The sequence below is a fragment of the Thermaerobacillus caldiproteolyticus genome (assembly GCF_015326725.1).
In the GTDB taxonomy this organism is placed as follows: domain Bacteria; phylum Bacillota; class Bacilli; order Bacillales; family Anoxybacillaceae; genus Thermaerobacillus; species Thermaerobacillus caldiproteolyticus.
This window is the reverse complement of the sequence record NZ_CP064060.1, coordinates 1,704,168-1,725,391: the sequence shown is the minus strand read 5'-3', so window position 1 is coordinate 1,725,391 and position 21,224 is coordinate 1,704,168. Positions and strand designations below refer to the sequence as shown.

Below are 21,224 nucleotides of genomic sequence, written 5' to 3'. Positions count from 1 at the left end.
ACGGAGTGCTTGGGAAAATGAGAAAATTTTATGTATTGGTCTTATTCACGATTGTATTTGGTATTTTAATAGGTTGCGGTAAAAACGAAGCATCTGGTAATGGAAAGGATACAAAAGATAAAACTGAGGAGAAAACAGTAACATTAAAGATTGGAGCTTCATCGACACCACATGCGGAAATTCTTGAATTTATTAAACCAAAGCTAGAGAAAGAAGGCGTTAAGCTTGATATTAAAATCATTAACGATGGCATTCAAACGAATGAACAGACAGCAAATGGCGAGTTGGATGCAAACTATTTCCAGCATACTCCATATTTAAAACAGACAAACAAAGATAGCGGATTAAATCTCGTAAAAGTTGTTGGTGTTCATATTGAACCATTTGGTGTTTATTCAAAAAAAATCAAATCGATTGATGAGCTTTCAAAAGGAGCAAAAATTGCAATCCCAAAAGATCCTGTTAACTTCTCTCGCGCTTTGCGATTGTTTGCTGCTAACGGAATTATCGAATTAAATGAATCTTCAAATACAAATAAAAATTATACCGTACAAGACATTAAGAAAAATGATAAAAAGCTTCAATTTATTCCAGTTGATGGTCCGCTGCTAGTGCGTGCACTTGATGATGTCGAGGCTGCTGCAATCAATACGAACTATGCTTTAGAGGCCGGTCTTAAACCGAAAAAAGATGCTCTTATTATCGAGGGAGATCAATCCCCGTATGTCAACATTTTAGTAGCACGTCCAGACAATAAGGATTCAGATGCGATTCAAAAGCTTGCAAAAGCATTAACAAGTCCAGAAGTAAAGAAGTTTATTGAAGACAAATATGGTGGAGCTGTTGTTCCGGCATTTTAAGGCGGGGGGAGTAAAGTGATTGAGTTTCGGAATGCCTCGAAAATTTTTAAAAGTGAAGATCGAACGATCGAAGCGTTAAAAAATATTAATTTGACGATTGAGAAAGGGGACATTTTCGGCGTCATTGGCTTTAGTGGAGCGGGGAAAAGTACATTGATTCGAATGGTTAATTTGCTAGAAAAACCGACTTCCGGACAAGTTTTAGTCGATGGCCAGGATTTATCAAAACTATCGGAAAAGGAGTTGCGTCAAGCGAAAAAAAACATTGGAATGATTTTTCAGCATTTTAATTTACTAAGGTCCAAAACCGTTTTTGACAACGTCGCAATGCCTCTTAAGCTTAGTAAAACACCTAAATCTGTGATTGAAGAGCGCGTTCATGAATTGTTACACTTTGTCGGTCTCTCTGATAAGGCAAACAGCTATCCAGATCAGTTATCAGGCGGTCAAAAGCAGCGCGTGGGCATTGCCCGTGCATTGGCGACAAATCCATCGATTCTTCTTTGTGATGAACCGACTTCAGCACTTGACCCGCAAACGACGACGTCGATTTTACAGCTTTTAAAACGAGTGAATCAGGAATACAACGTGACGATTTTGATGATTACCCACGAAATGGAAGTGATTAAGCAAATTTGTAATCGCGTTGCCGTTATGCAGAACGGAGAGATTATCGAAGAAGGCACGATTTTAGATATTTTTTCAAAACCAAAAACAGAGACGGCACGCAATTTTGTTCGTTCGGTTTTAAGAGACGAAATTCCACAAAGTATTTTTCATATTTTACAAGCTAATGATAAGTTCAGCAAAATTTACAATATCGAGTTTATTGGAGAAAGTTCTGGCAAGCCGATTTTATCGCAAGTGGCAAAATCGTTCGCAGTGGACGTGAACATTTTATTTGGCAGCATCAATGAGTTACAAGGAGTTCCTTTTGGAAATTTGATTGTTGAGTTGCAGGGGGAAGAAGCAGAAATTGCCCGGGCCTATGATTTTATCGTACAGCAAAATGTGTTAGTGAATGAGGTGATTCGCAATGGAGGTTAGTCTGGATCTAATTTTGCAGGCGTGCTGGGAAACATTATATATGGTTAGCATATCGCTTGTATTTGGGTCACTAATTGGTCTGCCTTTAGGGATTTTATTAGTCGTTACTCGTAAAGGTCATATCTTGGAGAATGCGTTTGTCTTCTCGATTTTAAATCCGATTGTAAATATTTTACGATCGATTCCGTTCATTATTTTGCTTGTTGCGATTATTCCATTTACGAGATTTATTGTCGGTACGGCAATTGGGACAACGGCGGCGATTGTTCCGCTTGTACTTCATATTGGGCCGTACATGTCGCGCCTGATTGAAAATTCTCTCTTAGAGGTGGATAAAGGAATTATTGAAAGTGCACAAGCGATGGGTGCTACCCCATTGCAAATTATTTTTCGCTTTCTTTTGCCAGAGGCGCTGCCTTCTATTGTTTTGAGCATAACAACGGCAACTATTGGTCTCATCGGTGCCACAGCGATGGCAGGAGCAATTGGTGGCGGTGGTTTAGGCGACTTGGCGATTACGTATGGTTATCAGCGCTTCAGCACCATCACTATTGTTGTCACGGTTGTGATTCTTGTTTTACTTGTACAGGGCATACAATCACTTGGGAATTTGATCGAGCGAAAAATTAGAAGAATGTAGTCAGCATTAAATGAGAGAAGAGAGGGAATATGGTGAAAAAGGTATTTATATCTATTCTTGTTTTTATTTTATTTCTTAGTTTGATGGGGTGTGGAAAAACAACAGGGAGTGAAGCGAAAGATAAAAAAATTAAAGTCGGCATTCGTAGCTCGGAATTACGGACGTGGGAATTTATTAAAGAGAAGGCGAAAAAGGAAGGACTGGATCTTGAATTGGTTACTTTCAACGCATCGGTTGATCCTAATCAAGTACTAGCTGAAGGAGATATTGATGTCAATGCGTTTCAGCATATTGCATATTTAACAAGTTTTAACGAAAAAAACGGTACAGATATTGTCCCGATTGGAACGACGCTGATTGCCCCTTTAGGTCTTTATTCGAAGAAATACAAATCTCTTGACGAGCTTCCGAAAAATGCTAAGATCGCGGTGCCAAATGATGCATCGAACTGGGGGCGTGCCTTGTTATTACTACAAGAAGCAAAGCTAATCAAGGTAGTGGACAATTTTGATGGAAACGGTGGAGCTGACAAAATCAAAGAAAATCCAAAACACATTAAGATTGTTCCTGTTGATGGAGCGGCCACTCCACGAGTCATGGATGATGTTGATGCATCGGTTATTAATAACGGTGTAGCGGTAGAAGCAGGATTGTATCTGAAAGATGCCATTATTCATGAAAGTAAAACAGCAAAGCCTTATATCAACGTAATTGCAGCACGGAAAGAAGACGCCAATCGCCCTGAGTTAAAGAAACTGGTCAAAATCTATCAAACGGATGAAGTGGCGAATTTCATTAAGAAAACTTATAAGGGAAACTACATTCCAACGTTTATTTCGTTAAAGGAATTAAAAACATTTAAGGACGCTTATAAAAATTAAAAAAGTAATTTCATTCTTTGGGGGGGAGATGAAATTGACAAAGAAAAAGCAGATTAAATTGGCTGCTTACTTGATTGGAACGGGGATGCATATTGCTTCGTGGCGCCATCCAGACGCACAACCGACTGCAAGTATAGATGTTCAGCACTTTATCAAACTTGCACAAATTGCAGAACGAGGTAAATTTGATATGGTGTTTATCCCCGATAGCTTGGCGATTAACGAGGATTCTCATCCAAACATTTTAAATCGATTCGACCCGGTTGTTTTAATTACAGCGATTGCGACAGCAACATCAAAAATTGGTCTCGTTGCAACAGCTTCAACTTCTTACGGAGAACCGTATATCCTAGCACGGCAATTCGCCTCTGTCGACCATATTAGTAACGGACGTGTTGGCTGGAATGTCGTTACAACAGGAGATGCGACGGGCGCTACGGCACTAAACTTTAGCAGAACAGAGCACTATAAACACGATGAACGCTACCGACGAGCTGAAGAATTTGTTGATGTCGTTCAAGGGCTGTGGGATTCTTGGGAGGATGATGCCTTTGTCTTCGACAAGGAAAAAGGGGTATTTTTTGAGCCAGAGAGGCTCCATACGCTTGATTACAAAGGGCAGTATTTCTCCGTCCGTGGTCCTCTTAATATTGCGCGTTCGAAGCAAGGACATCCGGTCATCGTGCAAGCTGGATCGTCAGAACCGGGCCAGCGGTTAGCTGCAAGAACGGCAGAAGTCGTTTTTGCGCATCGCGATAATATAGAGAAAGCAAAGGAATTTTACAAAAGCTTAAAATCAAAAACGGCAGACTATGGCCGTCATCCAGATGAGCTTTCAATTTTAGTCGGCATTTCGCCAATCGTTGGCGAAACAGAAGAAATTGCGCGGCAAAAATTTGAAGAGCTGCAAAAGCTTGTTCTCCCATATGAAGCATTAAAATTCTTGTCCGGCTATATGGGAAATGTCGATTTCACGAAATATTCGCTTGATACACCGGTAAAAGAAGTGGATCTTCCAGAAGAAATAAATGGAATTCGGAGTCAGTATGAAGATATAAAACGAATTATTAACAAAGAAGACTTAACGGTTGGTGAGCTTTACTCACGCCTTTTCATCGGTGCAGGCAGACGTGACCACTTTGTTGGAACTCCAGAAAAAATTGCCGATGAATTGGAAAAATGGCTTACAGAGGAGGCGGCGGACGGCTTTATTCTTCAGGCACCGCTGTATCCAAGAGATTTAGAAGATTTTGTGAATTATGTAATTCCGATTCTTCAGAAGCGAGGTTTATTCCGACGCGAGTATGAAGGAGATACGTTGCGCGATCATTTAGGACTTCAGAAGCCTGTAAATCGCTATACGCAGGCGAGACAATCCAAACTAGCCATCCAATAGTGAGAGGGGAGAGAACAGTATGGCAGTGAGAGAGTTCGATCCCTTTATAAGGAACGAAAGAGAAGAGAAGCTTGCTCGTTATGCAGAAGCACTGGCAAGTCAAATTGCCAAAACGGCTCATGTATACGATGAAAGCGGAGCATTCCCGTTTGAACACTTTGATTTGCTGCGCAAAGAAGGCTATTTAAAGTTGACGGTACCAAAACAATATGGCGGAGACGAGATTTCCTTGTATGAAACATTGCTCGTTCAGGAAAGGCTTGCTCGCGGGGATGGTTCGACTGCGCTTGCTGTTGGTTGGCATCTTCTTACTTTTTTAAATTTGCGCAGCGTTCGCCCTTGGAAGGAAGAGGTGTTTGCGAGGCTTTGCAGAGCAGCAGTGAAAGAAGGAAAAATGCTGAATATCATTTCTTCCGAAAGAGAAACCGGCAATTTGGCAAGAGGCGGAATTCCTTCAACGATCGCCAAGCGCACATCTGGCGGTTATATGATCTCAGGAGTCAAGTCATTTGCCTCATTGGCGCCAATTCTCGATCACTTTACTATTAGTGCTTATCTGGAAGACGAAGATAAGGTAGCAGAGTTTTTGATTACGAAAAACGAAAATGTGAAGGTGATAGAATCGTGGAATACGATTGGCATGAGAAGCACAGGAAGCCATGATATCGAATTAAATGATGTCTTTGTTCCTGAAGAAGCCTTACTATCACACTTGGATGATAACCATATTAACCGTTTTACGGCAGACAGTCGCGCTTATTCACTGGAAGTACCGGCGGTTTATCTAGGAATTGCTTGGGCTGCAAGAGATTTTATCCTTGATTTTGCCGTTTCCAAATATTCTCGCAGTTTTGGCGGGGAAATTGCAGATATCCCGCACATCCGCGATAAAATCGGGAAAATTGAAATTTTGTTGAAATCTTCACGGCATACGTTGTATGCGATTGCTGAAAAGTGGGAAAACGATCCAGAGCATAAAGATCGTTTTTCAGACGAAGTTAGCATGGCGAAATATATCATATGCAACAATGCCATACGCATTGTTGAGCTTGCGATGCGCATTGCAGGAGGCCATGCATTATCAAAAAATCATAAATTAGAACGCCTTTTTCGCGACGTTCAGTGTGGCCCGTTTCATCCGCCTCAAGACGATATGGTGATTCATCAATTGACGGATTCTGTATTAGCGAAAGTAAAAGCTAAGAAAAGTAGAGTAGAAAACTGAGTTCGAAGGGACGGCATACACTGTCCCCTTTTCAGCTTCCATTCATTAAAACTGTACGTGAATTGTTCCCTAGTACCGCTTCCTGACGTTCTTTCGCATTTTTCTATTTGTCATACATGGAATCTTAAGGATTTAACCTCTGTATAACGATGGCTTATTTAATCGATAATGCTCCTAAATAGAAACGATTGAACGCCAAGAATACCCATTTTACAGCCCGGACGTTATGAAAGGAAGAACAGGAAGTCAAAGATGCCTTTTTATGCCGATGTATTGCGGTAGTTCGGTTGGTTATCGAAGGCTTCCTTGGTAAATAATAAAGCTCAAATAGTCAAACGAACTTTCAACGAAGCATGAAAAGTAGGCATTTATTGATGATTTCATTAGGGAGAGTGATTGGAACAGGGCTTTCCTAAGTTTCAGGCTATACTATAATCAAACAGAGCCCGCAGGAACGATTATTGTGTATTTAGTTGGCGGTTTTATTACGTATCTGGTTATCGTTATGCCTTTGATTCATCTATTTTGTTCATCCATTGCATAAGCATACGAACAAAAAGTGATAGAAGAAAGATGGTTATAAACGAGTGCATCCATGTCCATGTATGGTACTTAATTAAATCGGTATATTTTTCACAAAGAACCTCAATGATCGTTAGCGCAGCGGTGTACAATGCACATTGTAGAACAATGCCTAGAAATTTTGAATGATAAGTTGTTTGAAAAAAGTAAACACACATAATTGGATATAGAAAGGATTCAAAAATAATGCTGGTCTCGAAATATTTACTTAAAAACCTTACAGGGTATTCAATCATTTTTTCTGTTGCAACAAAAATGCCAATATATGTTGACAAATAAGCTTTCAATAAGAAAACTAAAATCGTGTCTTTGATTATCGGTTTTCTTTCTTTGATTAGTGGTTTTCTTAAAATGAAAAACAATAAGGCAAGTCCAATGATAAAAAATGACCATAAAATGATTCTGTCCATGGATTAATTACTCTCCCATTGTTCATTTGTTTATTATTTTTATTATACCCAAGTAAAAATTAAATATTTACCAATGCATAAAAAGAGCTTTTTTGCAGCAGCCAGATTTCAGGAACAGCAAATTATGAATTGATTAACAAATTAGAGCAAGTAGTACAGCAATTGATGAGACTCAGAAGAAATTAGCTGCTACTCAGGAAGAGAATAAGCAGAGATTAGAAAAATGAGATCAAAAACTATTAGTAAAAAATGGGAATTAACAAAAACAGGAATCAAAACGGGAACGTTTTTTCAGTTTTTTGATGCAGGAAGAGCAGCAATTAATCGTTGCTCTTTTTATATTGACTTATTAAGGTTTATTTTCGAGTGATACTATCTCTTTATAGAAAAGAAAATGCGATACTGTCTAACTATATAGAATTTTTTTAATAAACATCTGTTAAAGAATGTTGCTGATTTTTTTCAACTAACGGGCAGTAATAATTGAACAAAAGGTGTTTCAATTCCATGCTTATTGATTCCTAAATGCAATCATTCCGCAAATCATAGGAATTATCATTAACATTGCCACCGTTAGAGTAGGTATCAGTAATCGGTTCGCTAATATTGCACCTATCTCTCCAAGGAAACCGCCCATAATAAAAGGGATGGCGGTTTTTGTCTTGTCAGCATTTGGTTTTGCGTAATACCATGCGTCCCATACGCAATAAGCATAAAATCCAGGGTAAAATAACATGTATTCAAAATTGGTCGTCTCTACAGCCTGTTGGTGTAATCCGTTAAGATCAAGGTGAATGGCTTTGTTTATTTGGCCTAATGCATTATCAAAGTGTTCAGTTATTATAAAGAAGACACCTTTAATGAACTGACCATTATATATTTGTCCGAATCCAGGCATAAGTATTGAAAAGAATGCAGCAATATTCCTCATGATATCTCATTCCGTTCTCTTTTTTAGTGAAAAATGGTTACTATGTTGTTGGAAAAGATAGTTGATGGTTAAGTTATGCTATTGTTCCTTAGGTTTCTTTATTTTATTGATTTTTATGTATATGAAGTTGTGTTTCGATAAGCGATTTTCTCCATTAACGGGGCGATAGTTGAACGGAACAAGAAAAAAGACCAACTCTAAAAATCGGCGATAGCCTAAGGAAAACAGAGAAAAACTTATTCTACAAAATTTAAAATGGGCATTGTTCATAAGTACTTTTATGAGGGTTAGGGTAAAACAATTTCGTATTCATAACACGATGTTACAGAGATGGATGAATTATGATCAAAGAGAAGGAATCGATGGTCTAAAAGAAAAACGATGGAATCGAATGAAGGAAGATCGTGCAAAAATCCGGTCCAGAGGAGAAAATAAAGCCCTTGGCTTAGAGAAAGGAGCGGATGCGACAAAAAGAAACATCCTTTAGAATGTAAGATAATTCATGGATTAAGAGTTCCATTTCCAGTTGTTCTATTTATATGAGGTTACAGGTATTTCTACAGCTGGATATTATAAATGGATGAAACGTCAGACAGAATCATCGAAAAAACAATGTTGAATGAAACACAATTAAGCGATCCATTAGAGAAGGGATTGCTTTTTTATGTAATTCCATCCTCAACACCCTAATTTTGTATTATAATGATGTAGAGTTTTAATTATAGTAACGCTACATTTATCAGCGATACAGAAGGCAGTTTTAAAGGCGAATCTCACAAAGAAACGGGGGATCAACCAATGATCATTGCATTAGATATGGACGGAACGTTGTTAAATTCTGATGGCCAAATTAGCAAAAGAAATAAAGAAGCGATCATTCAGGCGCAAAGGGGAGGACATTTAGTGGCTATTGCGACGGGTAGGGCGTATAAGGATGCCTATTTGCCATTGCAGCGGGCTGGGATTGTCTGTCCGATTATAAGCTTGAATGGTGCTTCGATTACTCTTGCTGATGGGACTATCATCGACGATATTCCTTTAGATAAGCAAAAACTCGTTCCTGTTTTAGAGTGGGTTCGACAGCAACATGATTTATATTGTGAAATTTATACAAACAAGGAAGTCTACGTTGGTTTACATAATAGGGAGCATTTGGAGGCGCTAGCCGATCGTGTGGGTGAAGAGTATCCAGATTTAAAGAGGATTGTTCAGAAACAGTTTCAGCAGGCGCGCGTGACGTATGTAGACGACATTCAAGAAGTATGGTTGCAAAAGGATATCGTTTTTTATAAAGTACTTGTTTTTTCGCTGAATAAAGACATATTAAAAACTGCTGCCTCGAAGTTTGCAGAGGTTTCCAACGTAACCGTTACTTCCTCGCATCCGAATAATATCGAGATCAACCATGAACAGGCGACGAAGGGGCGTTCGCTGGCGAAACTTGCCTCTCATTACAACAACAATATGAAAGATACCGTTGCGATCGGAGATAGTCATAATGATCTTTCCATGTTTGCGGTAGCCGGATATCGTGTGGCGATGGGAAATGCAGCTTCTGAACTAAAAGAACATAGCGACTTTGTAACAGCGACAAATGATGAAGATGGAGTGGCGCTTGTTTTAGAGAAATTATTGCTACAATGAATAATTCTATATAAATTCAGTTTGAAATTCCGACATGTTTAACCAATGCCTATTCTTGTCTATACTGCTCCTAAACAGATGAATCAAAGGAGCGGATGAATGATGAAGAAAAAAGGATTACAAATTACGAACAATCATGGTTGGACCATCGAACGTCTTCAAGAACAGGAACGCAGAATGAAAAATGCGAACATGGCGAAACGAATGGCGGTGATTCGTCTGATTATGCAAGGCTATTTGGGAATCCAAGTCGCTGAGCTGTTGAACATCCATCGTGAAACCGTTTCGATTTACGTTCAAAAGTTTAATCAAGGTGGCATGGATGCGCTATTAGAACGCCATTATGCTCCCGGTAGAAAGCCGTATCTGTCTCCAGACGAAGAACGCGAATTAAGAAAGATGTTGGAAGAAAGCACCCCTGCCAATGAAGGATATGGCATCGAAACCAGCTGGAATACACGAATCATTCAACATGTGTTAGAAGAGAAATTTTCTGTCACCATGTCTCGCGGTGGGATTTGTGATATGCTCCATCGATGGGGATTTCGCTATACACACCCTACGTATACCCTCAAACGGGCGAATCCTCAAAAACAAAAAGAGTTTCAACAAGAAATGGAACTCATAAAAAAACTTGTCCGACAACACAGTCATAATCTATGAAGATGAAAGTCATATTCGCGACTACCAAGCTCTTCGTACCACATGGAGTGTCAAAGGGCGTCAAAAACAAATCCCTACGTATGGACACCACGCGACGGTTAGCTTATTAGGCGGTGTGAATATCGAAACGGGTGAATTTCTCTGTATGGAAACGGACCAATGTAATGCACAGGCTTTTCTGCAGTTTCTTCAATACACATTGGACCAGTATCCAGATCAACATGTCGTGATGGTCTTGGATAACGCAAAAATTCATCATGCCAAAGTTCTTCAGCCTTTTTTACAGGAGCACGAAGAACAGTTAACTTTTGTATTCTTACCCCCTTATTCGCCGAATTTAAATTTAGTTGAACGAATTTGGGGTTGGCTGAAAGAGAGTGTCATTGCCAATCGGTTTCATCCCAATCGAAAAGAGTTGCGAGAATCGATTGTTTCGTTCTTAGAGTACCTTTCTGAATTTCCAGAAAAAGTGCTCCAGCGCATCGGACAGGTGGTTATGTCGGAAAATTAATCTGAATCTATATAGGTACAAAATTTTATGCCAAAATCAGAAAAAAGGAAAAATTGTATCTTACTTCTGATCCAGAGCTGGTAAAAGATCGTGAGCTTGCAGGGAAGTTGACGAGTGAGTCGTCTATTCATTGTATGTTTTGTAACATGTTCAAAACTGAATTCTTCTTCGATTGCGTCATTTGTTGACAGCATTTTAAAGGTAAGATTATACTTTCTTTAATGATCTAACCATATAAATATAGATGTTTTGGTGGGGTTTCGTGTTATAGGAAGAAAGAAGCGGTCGCCTGTCACTTTGCAATAAGTGGCAGATCATGCTGGTGTATCTCGGTCGACCTGCTTTCTTAGTTATTTTGTGGCAGTGTAGAATGACAATAAAGTTATTTAATTTTAAAACCTCAAACACCCATACCCCCGTCCTGATTTTAGGAGGGGGGTAAAATAAAGTTGTTTAATTTTTAATAATAAATGCTTTACCGAACTAAAAAAATAACAATAAAGTCGTTTAAAAATCTAAGTTTTATTCCATAATAGCCCCCTTAAATGAAATAACTTAACAGGTGTTTTTAAACATTTTTATTGTTAATTAACACCTAATGCAATTTTTATAAGTAACCAATGCTTATGCCAGGAGTCAAAAACAACATAGGTAAAAAAACAGGACCAAATAGCACTCCATGACATGCTCTAGGGTTTTTAGGGGTAAAGTTTCTACACAAAAAGGAAATTGAAATAAATATTTAATTAAATGAGGTTAATTGTTTTGTTTTTTTGTTGTTTTTTATCTGTTGTTTCTAATGCTTTATAAATATTAGTGGGTTCTGTTGCAAAGTTGAAAATAGGATTTATGCTATGTAGCTATAGATGACATGTAGTTATATACTTTTAGACAGACCAGCTATCGCTGGCGATACAAGTCAGATACTTTTTAAAGCCTCTAATTTGCGTTTTAAGCCATTTTGACTATCCAGGTTGTAAAATATATAGTTGGAAATAGGTGTTGTTTAAGAACGTGTCTGAGCGGTTCTGTGAGGAGTTTTAACGACGAATGGATTTGAGGAACTTCTCTGAACGACATAATTTTTATTTTAGGAGGGAACAACATGGAAGTTTTTGCGAAATATTTAGCAGGTATCGATAACCCCGACCACCGCGACCGAACAGAGGAAATTTTGACGTGGGTTGCTAATAAATTCCCAAATTTGGAACCGCAAATCAAGTGGAACAAACCCACGTTTACCGATCACGGCACATACATCATTATGTTTGCCGCAGCAAAGAATCATTTGAGCATTTTACCCGAAGAAGAGACAATGGTGCATTTTGCCGATGAAATCGCCCGAGCTGGCTACAGCGCTTCTTCACGCTTGTTCCGAATTCAATGGACTGAACCAGTTAATTACGAATTGCTAGAGAAGATAATTGAATTTAATATCAAGGATAAGGCTGAGAATTCGAATTTTTGGCGGCAATAGCATAATATCGAAGGAGGAAGACATGGAAGTTTTTATAAAATATTTAGCAGGTATCGATAACCCCGACCACCGCGACCGAACAGAGGAAATTTTGGCGTGGGTTGCTAATAAATTCCCAAATTTGGAACCGCAAATCAAGTGGAATACGCCAATGTTTACCGATCACGGCACATTTATCATCGGCTTTTCCACAGCGAAGCATCATTTGAGCGTTTCACCCGAAGAAGAGACAATGGTGCATTTTGCCGATGAAATCGCCCAAGCTGGCTACAGCGCTACCAAAGGCTTGTTTCGAATTCCGTGGAATGAGCCGGTAAATTACGAATTGCTAGAGAAGATAATTGAATTTAATATCAAGGATAAGGCAGATTGTTCAACTTTTTGGCGGAAATAGAAAAAATAGGATATCCCTTAGAAAGCCTGTGAGGGCTTCTTAGGGCTTCTGAGAGGCTTTAAGGAGTTGATAGCTATGCAAAACTATGCCCCGCGCTTTTACATGCCCCAACACTTTTGTTGGGGACGCCCTGACATGGCGAATGTCAAAGTTTGGGGTGCGCCCTTTTTTAATAAGTGTAAATTATTACAGAAGCTAAGAAAATAATTCTCTTACTTATTCCAGAAAATGGCCCTTTAATTGAACAACCTGATGGACGTTTTTAAATAACTTTATTGTAAATGTAACAACTTTATTTGTATTTAAACGACTTTGTTGTCAATCAACAGGCAGTCCTCATATTCCCGAATCAACTTGTGAAAAAGTGCTAAAGTTCATGAGGGAGTTGGGTTACACCTATGACTGAGTTGCTGTTAATCTAAGATCGTAGCGTTTTTCAACTATAGGGCTAATTATTAGGGAAATCGGCAATCCATTTTTTTCTGAATTGTTAGTCGGTGTTCATGAAGCTTTAGATAAAGAAGGATATACGGTGATTCTGGGGACGACGTTTGACTCCCCGGAGAAACAAGATGCGCTTTTATCGACGATGCTCGAATACCGGGTAGGCGGCGTCATCATGAGCCCTGTGCCCGGATGTTCATTGGATGTGGTCGAGCGCCTAAAACAGTGGGAAATTCCAGTCGTATTAATAGCGAGGGAGTTGCCATTCGGGGAACAGTTTGATTACGTTGGAATTGATAATGTAGAAGGCGGACGATTAGCAACGGAACATCTAATTCAGCAAGGGCATCGCCGCATTGCTCTTTTAGGTGGTTTTGATGATTCATCTGTATGGAGGGACCGGAAAAAAGGCTATTGTCAAGCGCTAGAACAGGCGGGTATCGAAACGGATGAATCGTTATTCATACAAGCGCTTACAACAAGGCAGGGAGGAAAAGGAAGCGATGAAACAAGTGCTGCAACATCCTAACCCGCCAACAGCGGTATTTTGTTATAATGATGTTGTGGCGTTTGGGGCTATGCTAGGTTTAAAGGAAGCCGGAATGATGCCGGGCTGTGACATAGCTGTAGTCGGGTTTGACAATATTCAAGAATCCGCCTTATTTCATCCACCTTTAACCACGATTGCGGCGTTTCCTGAAAAAATCGGCATTCATGCGGCTGATATTTTGCATCAACGCATGACAGGCAAAATGGGCGAACCGAAACGGCTTATTTTACGACCGGAGCTTGTCGTGCGGCAGTCGAGTTCATCTAATTTTCATGATCTGTTTTAAAGGAAGGGCGTTGATATGGAGACATATTGTAACATTCCGCTTCGGGAAAGAAATATAGTGTTAATCGGCTTTATGGGAGTAGGAAAAACAACGATTGGCCAGCTTGTCGCCAAAAAGCTGTACCGGGATTTTATTGATGTAGATCAGGAAATAGAAAAAATTCATAATATGTCGATTCCGACAATATTTCAACAATTAGGGGAAGAATATTTTCGCAAAGTGGAGAAGGAGTTTATCGTTGACATTTGTACAAATACCCGCTTAAAGATTATTTCCCTAGGGGGAGGAGCTTATTTACAAGAGGAAGTCAGAAACGTTTGTTTATCTAAATGCATTGTATTTTTTTTAGACTTGTCTTGGGATTCTTGGAAAGATCGTATACCCCTCATTGTTAATAGCCGTCCTCTTTTGAAAAATAAAACGTTAGAGGAGATCGAAGAATTATTTTTTAAACGGAGAGATGCTTATTCCCTTCATAATTCCAGAGTTTCGACGAATGATCTTGATCCTGAGGCTGTAGCTGATCAGATTGTTAAATCCGTAAAATGGACTTGGGAGATTTATGAACCGAATGATTAAAAACTATATAAAAATGTGACAATTGATGGGCATTGTCGGAACAATCTCAAATAACTTTATTTGTAATATGAACGCAGTGGGATGTAAGGTTGTTTTTCATCCCACCACGTACTAGAAGTCTATGTTGTATGGTAAAACGAAACAGGTTCTTATGTTCTTTTAGATATTGATTAACAGCATAAGAAATGGAATCTTATATTTCCAATCTATGTAGTGAAGACACTTGCGAAAAACGAATAATGGTGTAAGAAACTGATTATAATTCGCTGTTTCAAAACATACGTTCATTTCCTGCTCAATGATATACATATTGTCACAAGCTGGTTATTTCAGCAAGTGATTGCTTACATTCAGGCCACTGCAAATCTAGATCTGGTTAGCTTGGTTTGAATGTCAATGTTTTGCTTCTTATTGCAATATCCCACGCCACTTTCACAAGGTAAATAAAGAAAATGACGTTCAATAGCGAAGTAAAAATTAACGTAAAATTGTAAGGGGCGCCCATCGAACGGTGAAACATAAATCGATCATAAAAAACAGAATAGGTATTTATAAAAGTCGTTGCGCTGAATCCGGCTGATAGCCAAAGCAGCCTTTTATCTTTCCGATAAATAAATGCGAGTATAGACAAGGAAGCGGCAGGGAACAAGTACCGTTCGTGCATGCTTACAGAAAAAGTAAATACGCCGGCAATTTGCAGAAGCGCTGCCAACGCTGCGAATTTGGTGTTTCTTCCTTTTATATAAATGAACCATGAAAAAGCGGTAATGATGACAATAAATATCATGCCCCATGTATGATAACTGAATAGAAACAATGTAGATGTATTCGGTACATAGTTGGCGCCGAGGAGACTGTAGAAATTAAAAGCGTTGACAGACGCGTAAGGGTACTCCCCGATTGTGCTCGAAAATAGTGTGAAAATCCAAAGCGGATCTTGCTTCAATGAAAACGGAAAGAGGATGATGAGCGCTGTAACGAAACTCGTGACGGCTGCTGTGAAAAAGCGTTTGATGCTTTTTAGCCTTACAAGTTCGAAGAAAAGAACGGGAAGAAAAATGATTCCTTGCGGTTTCATCAGTACCGCCGCTGTGAAAAGCGCAGTCGAAGCGTTCACTTTTTTCTCGGTTAACAAAAATATGGCCAACACAATGAGCAATGTAAAAAAGGAATCGACTTGTCCCCAGACGGTAGAATTCATAAAAACAGCTGGATTAAAGATGTAAAATGCAGATAGCCAAAGGCTCATTTCTCCCGATAAATATGTAACGGCCAACCTATATATGATGTATGCTGTTATGATATCCGCTAACATGGATGGAAGTTTGATGAGCAGAGTAACATAACAGCTCATGGCAGGGATCGACGCAATCTTACCGATCACAAACAAAATATAGATATAAAACGGAGGATAATCGCTCGAACTATTTCTATAAAATTGGCTAAAACCTTTGGTTGCAGAAATTGCCCAGTGTTTAAAGAGATTGACGTCTGTGTGCCCTTTTATCCATGGAGCGGCCGCAATCCTCAAGAAAAGCCCTATCGCTAATAATGTCCACAAAAGTATTTTTTTATTGCTGTCTTGAATGTTCATGTTTTTTTCAATCAACAGATAGTAAGTGAAAGCAAATAGACCGAAAAATAGCACGCTGTATACAGAAAGAAAAGGCGCATACTGTACATCTGAGTTTGCGATACCTCTGAACATCTGTCCGTTCTGTAAAGGTGGCACAGGTTTTTCTCGAAAAATGTGTTCAGAGAAAGAGCCCTTGCTGGTAGGAACTTGATTTCTATCATGGAAAAAATGATGTTCTCCTTCCCGGAAATCATGATGAAGTAAGCTGCTATGATAATTCCAAATGGAATAAAAGCTCAGTAAAACGGTCGTGAAAAGGATAAAGATTAAGCTTATTTTCAGCATATGATCTTTGAATGCGAACACTAGCACTACCTCCCCATGTAAATGTCGTTTTTCATCAACAAAAAAATTTCATGATTAGCTTTAATAAAAAACTAGTCATGAAAGAGGGGAACAAGTAACGATATTTACCATCGGTAAGTTGCACGCATTTATTTACTTTAATCTTGAATAGAGAAAAAACAGTGAAAAAACGATAAAAAAATGCTAAAAATTAAGCAGCCACAAAGCGCCTGCCCTGACGAGCAGGATTGCGATAGTTTCTGATTTTAACGTTTTAAGTTAGTTATGCAAAAGCCCTGCGGAGAGAAATTTTCCGCAGGGCTTTTTTCACTAAATTTTCACCATACTGTCGTATTCTTGAAGCAAGGCCAGAGACTGGGCAACAACGCAAGCGGCTATGCAGTTGATGAAATACAAAGAAAAGAGGAGTGTGAAGTGAAATGAAAGAGAAACGGAACGGACGTGTGGATATTTGGCTCGTCGCGATTCTTTTACTGTCTGTTTTTTTGAACTTTTATAACATAGGGAACGCCGGGTCGAACGTCTACTATACGGCGGCCGCAAAGAGCATGACGGCGAACTGGAAAGCATTTTTCTTTGCATCACTTGATCCGGAAGGATTTATTACGGTTGATAAACCTCCTGTTGCTTTATGGTTCCAGGCCTTGAGTGTTGCGATTTTGGGGGTGAGCGATTGGAGTGTATTGCTTCCAGAAGCGATCGCTGGCGTTTTGTCTACTTGGATTATTTACTTTATTGTTAAACCCATATTTGGACGTGGTGCGGCTTTATGGTCGAGTCTGATTTTTGCATGCACGCCAATATTTGTGGCAGTAACTCGGACGAATAACATCGACAGTATTTTAATTTTTACTCTTTTAGCTGCGACATGGGCGTTGATGAAATCCATACATAAGCAGAAAATATCATGGCTTTTAGTTAGCTTTGCTTTAGTCGGAGTCGGCTTTAACATGAAGATGCTGCAGGCTTATATGGTGTTACCGGCTTTTTATTTTTTCTACTTCTTGGCAAGCAAAGCAAATTGGAAAAAACGAATCAAGCACTTATCAGTGGCAACAGCTATATTAGTAGCGATTTCTGTTTCGTATGCGGCGATTGCGGATTCGATTCCGAAAGATAAGCGTCCTTATATTGGAAGCAGCCAGACGAATTCTGTCTTTGAGTTAGCATTCGGTTATAACGGAGTCGGACGTTTAACGGGTGAGGCTGGACCAGGGGGAAATCACCAATTTAATAGAAATGTGCCAAATACGAATTCTCAAACAAATGCTCAGAATGAAAAACAAGGAAATCGTCCGTCAGGTATTCCGTCGCAAGGAGTACCAAACATGAACTCTTCAAGTACCCAAGGAGGAAAAGACTCGTCAGACGTCTCACCTCGAGGAATGCCGAATATGAATCCGGAACAAATGGGGAAAAAATTCGGACCAAACGGAGGTCAGGATCCTGGAAGAATGGGAGGGATAGGAGGCGAAACGGGCGATCCGGGATTGCTTCGTCTTTTCAATAAACAAATGGCTGGGCAAATTAGCTGGCTACTCCCATTCGTTCTTTTTAGTATGATTGGACTCATCGTATCCATTCGCAAACAACGTGCATTTACTTTACCGCATCAATTTACCGTATTTTGGTTGGCTTGGCTTATTCCAATGATGGTCTTTTTCAGTATTGCTGGATTTTTCCATCGCTATTATCTCAGTATGATGGCACCGGCGATTGCCGTGCTTGTCGCCATTGGCAGTGTGATATTGTGGGAGTTTTACAAAGAGAAAAAAGATTGGAGTCAGTGGTTACTGCCGTTTGCTTTCTTGGCTACCTTTATATTTGAGGCGTATGTGTTGTTCCAACATCGTTCTTCGGTTAATATCGTCTGGATTTTGTGTATTGCTTTATTAGGATTCGCCATCTTTGCCTTTATGGTCGCTTTTCGGCATAAAGAGAAAGCATCGTATTATACAAAGATTGCTGGAATGATTGGCTTTCTCATCATGCCGTTTTATTGGTCGACGACCCCTGTTTTATATGGAGGAAATAGTGTGATACCTTATGCAGGTCCAGATTTAAAACCTTCCGGACAACACGGAGATCGAATGATGGGAAGAGGAATGGAAGGAGAAGCGGATTCAAGTCTCATTGAATATTTAGAGAAGAATTACAGCGGTGAAAAATATTTGGCTGCAACGTTTAGAGCGAACACGGCCGCGCAGATCATGCTGAAAACGGATAAAGCAGTCATGGCGATGGGGGGATTTTTAGGAAGCGACCCTGTGTTAACACCTGAAAAGTTAGAGCAAATGGTGAAAAAAGGGGAAGTGAAGTATTTTCTTATTTCTGGATTTGGTGGCGGTGGAGAAACAAATAACGAGTTAGTCCAATGGATTCAACAGAATTGTAAAGAAGTACCGCAAGAAGAATGGCAGAACAGTCAATCATCGGATGAACAGCAGCCGTTTGGAATGGACAGAGCAGAGAAACTTTATAAATACGAAGGATAGGAGGAGAGTCGTATGGTGAAGTATTCTGTCATTATTCCTGTGTATAATGAAGCGCTTGTCATTCGTGAGACGTATAAACGGTTAAAAACGGTGATGGAACAAACAGATGGACCTTATGAACTATTGTTTGTGAATGACGGCAGCGAAGATGAAACACTCTCCATTTTAAAAGAGCTTTCTGTTAAAGATGAAACGGTTAAATATTTGGATTTCTCCCGAAATTTTGGACATCAAATCGCCATTACTGCAGGCATGGATTATGCTGCAGGAGAAGCCGTTATCATTATTGATGCTGACCTGCAAGATCCTCCTGAATTGATTTTACAGATGATTCAAAAATGGAAAGAAGGTTACGAGGTCGTTTATGCGAAGCGGACAAAACGAAAAGGAGAAACAGTATTTAAAAAAGTAACCGCTCATGTATTTTATCGTCTTTTACGAGCCTCTACGGAAATCGATATTCCTTTAGATACGGGAGACTTTCGCCTAATCGATCGGAAAGTGTGCGATCAGTTAGTAAGTATGAGAGAACGAAGCCGTTTTGTCCGTGGGCTCGTTAGTTGGGTAGGGTTTAAGCAAACAGCGATTGAGTATGAACGTGATGAACGATTCGCAGGAGAAACGAAGTATCCGTTAAAGAAGATGTTGCGGTTTTCTATGGATGGGATTACTTCCTTCTCGTACAAACCTTTGAAACTAGCGAGTTTATTAGGATTTCTTCTTTCGTTTTCGAGTGTGATTTGGATGTTTGTTGTTTTATATTTGAAATTGTTTACAGATTCTACTGTGGCTGGATGGTCTTCGCTTCTGATGGCTACTCTCTTTTTTAACGGCGTTGTCCTTATTATGTTAGGTGTGATGGGGGAGTATATTGGCAGAATTTATGATGAGGTAAAACATCGTCCGCTATATATTTTGAAAGATTGTCGAGGAGTCGGACAAAAACATGAAAAGGTACCACAATATGCTGAATAAGCAAGAAAAAATAGGTACATTATTCAGGTTTTGCACGGTGGGAGTTGGAAATACACTCATTGATTTTGGAGTGTTTTTCCTTCTCGCTTCTATTGGTGTTCCGGTTTGGTTAGCACAAGGTTGTTCATATATAGCGGGAATGCTCAACAGCTATGTGTGGAATCGAGTTTGGACGTTTCGTATGAAACAACAAGCTACCATACAAGAGTTCTTTCGGTTTATTCTTACGAACTTTTTCTCGTTAGGAGCGACTTTTTTCTTTCTGTATGTATGTCAACAAATATGGGGATGGTCTTTATTGATTAGTAAAATGATTGCTACGTTCGGAGGAATCATGATCAACTTTATTGGAAGTAGACTTTGGGTGTTTCAACAATCAGCTAACGAAGGGAGTAAACAAGTATGAAAATCAGAAAAGCTGTCATTCCTGCCGCGGGATTAGGGACAAGATTTTTGCCCGCGACAAAAGCTCAACCAAAAGAAATGTTGCCGATTGTGGATAAGCCAGCGATTCAATATATTGTCGAAGAAGCGGTGCAATCAGGCATTGAAAATATAATTATCGTGACAGGGCGAAATAAGCGTTCCATTGAAGACCATTTTGATCGTTCCATCGAATTGGAACAGGCTTTGTTGGAAAAGGGCAAGTCTGATATTTTACAAGGGTTAAATGAAATTACCAATATGGCGAATATCCACTTTATTAGACAAAAGGAACCTTTAGGATTAGGACATGCGATTTTGTGTGCACGGCACTTTATCGGCGAGGAGCCTTTCGCCGTTCTTTTAGGGGATGATATTATTGTGTCTGAAAAACCGGCGTTGCGGCAACTCATGGATGTATATGAACAATATGGAACAGAAGTTATTGGCGTGCAATCTGTTCTGCTATCTGAAGTGAATCAGTATGGAATTATCGATCCTTGCCAGCAAATAGGGTCTGTTTATGAAGTTCATGATTTGGTAGAAAAGCCTTCTCCTGAAGAAGCACCATCTCGTATCGCGATTTTGGGGCGGTATATTCTAAAGCCTTCGATCTTTTCGATTTTGCAAACGGTTGAAAAAGGTGCCGGCGGTGAAATTCAATTAACCGATGCCTTGCGGAAAATTTGCGAATACCAACCGATTCATGCTTTGCAACTAGAAGGGAACCGGTTTGATATCGGTAATCAATTTGGTTACTTGAGAGCCAACATAGAGATTGGATTACAACGGAAAGAAATAAGAGAACCGTTGCTGTCATATTTAGAGAATGTATGGAAAAGAGAAATTTGCTAGTGATGAAGTTCAAA

At 39.5% G+C, this 21,224-nt stretch carries 20 protein-coding genes and 2 pseudogenes; 19 read left to right on the top strand and 3 right to left on the bottom strand.

From position 1 onward, the window contains the following. Positions 1-17: 17 nt before the first annotated feature. From ISX45_RS08445 to ISX45_RS19585, 7 genes and pseudogenes are all read left to right on the top strand, one after another. Positions 18-860 carry a MetQ/NlpA family ABC transporter substrate-binding protein gene (locus tag ISX45_RS08445; RefSeq protein WP_194520503.1) on the top strand — a complete coding sequence of 281 codons (843 nt, stop codon included), beginning with the start codon at positions 18-20 and terminating at the stop codon, positions 858-860. Between the two features lie 15 nt (positions 861-875). Further along, on the top strand, positions 876-1,907 hold the full coding sequence (locus ISX45_RS08440; protein WP_181555986.1) for a methionine ABC transporter ATP-binding protein: 1,032 nt from the start codon (positions 876-878) through the stop codon (positions 1,905-1,907). After that, positions 1,897-2,547: a methionine ABC transporter permease gene (locus ISX45_RS08435; RefSeq protein WP_194520502.1), complete on the top strand. Its 651-nt coding sequence runs from the start codon at positions 1,897-1,899 to the stop codon at positions 2,545-2,547. Before ISX45_RS08440 ends, ISX45_RS08435 begins: the two co-directional genes overlap by 11 nt. A gap of 29 nt (positions 2,548-2,576) precedes the next feature. Beyond that, positions 2,577-3,428: a MetQ/NlpA family ABC transporter substrate-binding protein gene (locus ISX45_RS08430; protein WP_194520501.1), complete on the top strand. Its 852-nt coding sequence runs from the start codon at positions 2,577-2,579 to the stop codon at positions 3,426-3,428. A gap of 28 nt (positions 3,429-3,456) precedes the next feature. Further along, a complete protein-coding gene (locus ISX45_RS08425) occupies positions 3,457-4,824 on the top strand; it encodes an LLM class flavin-dependent oxidoreductase (RefSeq protein ID WP_407649733.1) in 1,368 nt (455 codons plus the stop codon). 19 nt (positions 4,825-4,843) lie between these two features. Further along, complete coding sequence (locus ISX45_RS08420) at positions 4,844-6,049, top strand: acyl-CoA dehydrogenase family protein (protein ID WP_194520499.1); 1,206 nt, start codon at positions 4,844-4,846, stop codon at positions 6,047-6,049. Between the two features lie 353 nt (positions 6,050-6,402). Then, positions 6,403-6,554 (top strand): annotated as a pseudogene (locus ISX45_RS19585) (amino acid permease); the annotation flags it as partial. Here the strand turns inward: ISX45_RS19585 and ISX45_RS19580 are convergent. Further along, a complete protein-coding gene (locus ISX45_RS19580) occupies positions 6,553-7,041 on the bottom strand; it encodes a CBO0543 family protein (protein ID WP_228485678.1) in 489 nt (162 codons plus the stop codon). The pseudogene ISX45_RS19585 and the gene ISX45_RS19580 sit on opposite strands and share 2 nt — an antisense overlap. A 223-nt stretch (positions 7,042-7,264) precedes the next feature. Between ISX45_RS19580 and ISX45_RS08415 the strand changes: the two genes are divergently transcribed. After that, complete coding sequence (locus tag ISX45_RS08415) at positions 7,265-7,411, top strand: hypothetical protein (protein WP_194520498.1); 147 nt, start codon at positions 7,265-7,267, stop codon at positions 7,409-7,411. Between the two features lie 141 nt (positions 7,412-7,552). Here ISX45_RS08415 and ISX45_RS08410 read toward each other — a convergent pair whose 3' ends face one another. Then, complete coding sequence (locus ISX45_RS08410; RefSeq protein ID WP_194520497.1) at positions 7,553-7,972, bottom strand: hypothetical protein; 420 nt, start codon at positions 7,970-7,972, stop codon at positions 7,553-7,555. Between the two features lie 798 nt (positions 7,973-8,770). Here ISX45_RS08410 and ISX45_RS08405 point away from each other — a divergent pair. The 7 genes and pseudogenes from ISX45_RS08405 to ISX45_RS08375 all read left to right on the top strand — a co-directional run bounded on the left by ISX45_RS08405 (position 8,771) and on the right by ISX45_RS08375 (position 14,520). Continuing rightward, positions 8,771-9,616 (top strand): Cof-type HAD-IIB family hydrolase, encoded by an 846-nt coding sequence (locus ISX45_RS08405; protein ID WP_194520496.1) that lies wholly within the window; start codon positions 8,771-8,773, stop codon positions 9,614-9,616. A gap of 99 nt (positions 9,617-9,715) precedes the next feature. Beyond that, the gene (locus tag ISX45_RS08400) at positions 9,716-10,279 is read left to right on the top strand and encodes a helix-turn-helix domain-containing protein (protein WP_228485677.1); all 564 of its coding nucleotides are present in this window, start codon (positions 9,716-9,718) and stop codon (positions 10,277-10,279) included. Continuing rightward, positions 10,251-10,790, top strand: a complete 540-nt coding sequence (locus ISX45_RS08395) for an IS630 family transposase (RefSeq protein ID WP_194520495.1) — start codon at positions 10,251-10,253, stop codon at positions 10,788-10,790. The genes ISX45_RS08400 and ISX45_RS08395 overlap by 29 nt, the downstream gene beginning before the upstream one ends. A 1,105-nt stretch (positions 10,791-11,895) precedes the next feature. Then, complete coding sequence (locus ISX45_RS08390; protein WP_194520494.1) at positions 11,896-12,267, top strand: iron chaperone; 372 nt, start codon at positions 11,896-11,898, stop codon at positions 12,265-12,267. A 22-nt stretch (positions 12,268-12,289) separates the two neighbouring features. After that, on the top strand, positions 12,290-12,661 hold the full coding sequence (locus tag ISX45_RS08385; RefSeq protein ID WP_194520493.1) for an iron chaperone: 372 nt from the start codon (positions 12,290-12,292) through the stop codon (positions 12,659-12,661). A gap of 487 nt (positions 12,662-13,148) precedes the next feature. Next, positions 13,149-13,941 (top strand): annotated as a pseudogene (locus tag ISX45_RS20260) (substrate-binding domain-containing protein). A gap of 15 nt (positions 13,942-13,956) precedes the next feature. Next, on the top strand, positions 13,957-14,520 hold the full coding sequence (locus ISX45_RS08375) for a shikimate kinase (RefSeq protein WP_181555996.1): 564 nt from the start codon (positions 13,957-13,959) through the stop codon (positions 14,518-14,520). Positions 14,521-14,896: 376 nt separating this feature from the next. On the opposite strand, the gene ISX45_RS08370 is transcribed toward ISX45_RS08375, so the two are convergent. Beyond that, positions 14,897-16,114 carry an MptA/MptB family glycosyltransferase gene (locus ISX45_RS08370; protein WP_228485716.1) on the bottom strand — a complete coding sequence of 406 codons (1,218 nt, stop codon included), beginning with the start codon at positions 16,112-16,114 and terminating at the stop codon, positions 14,897-14,899. Positions 16,115-16,881: 767 nt separating this feature from the next. Between ISX45_RS08370 and ISX45_RS08365 the strand changes: the two genes are divergently transcribed. From ISX45_RS08365 to galU, 4 genes are read left to right on the top strand one after another with little or no spacing between them, the layout of a single operon-like run. Further along, positions 16,882-18,957, top strand: coding sequence for an ArnT family glycosyltransferase (locus tag ISX45_RS08365; RefSeq protein WP_194520492.1), 2,076 nt, complete (start codon positions 16,882-16,884; stop codon positions 18,955-18,957). Between the two features lie 12 nt (positions 18,958-18,969). After that, complete coding sequence (locus ISX45_RS08360; RefSeq protein WP_194520491.1) at positions 18,970-19,932, top strand: glycosyltransferase family 2 protein; 963 nt, start codon at positions 18,970-18,972, stop codon at positions 19,930-19,932. Beyond that, on the top strand, positions 19,904-20,338 hold the full coding sequence (locus tag ISX45_RS08355) for a GtrA family protein (RefSeq protein WP_373367377.1): 435 nt from the start codon (positions 19,904-19,906) through the stop codon (positions 20,336-20,338). Before ISX45_RS08360 ends, ISX45_RS08355 begins: the two co-directional genes overlap by 29 nt. Next, positions 20,335-21,210 carry a UTP--glucose-1-phosphate uridylyltransferase GalU gene (gene galU / locus ISX45_RS08350; RefSeq protein ID WP_194520490.1) on the top strand — a complete coding sequence of 292 codons (876 nt, stop codon included), beginning with the start codon at positions 20,335-20,337 and terminating at the stop codon, positions 21,208-21,210. Before ISX45_RS08355 ends, galU begins: the two co-directional genes overlap by 4 nt. Positions 21,211-21,224 lie beyond the last annotated feature (14 nt).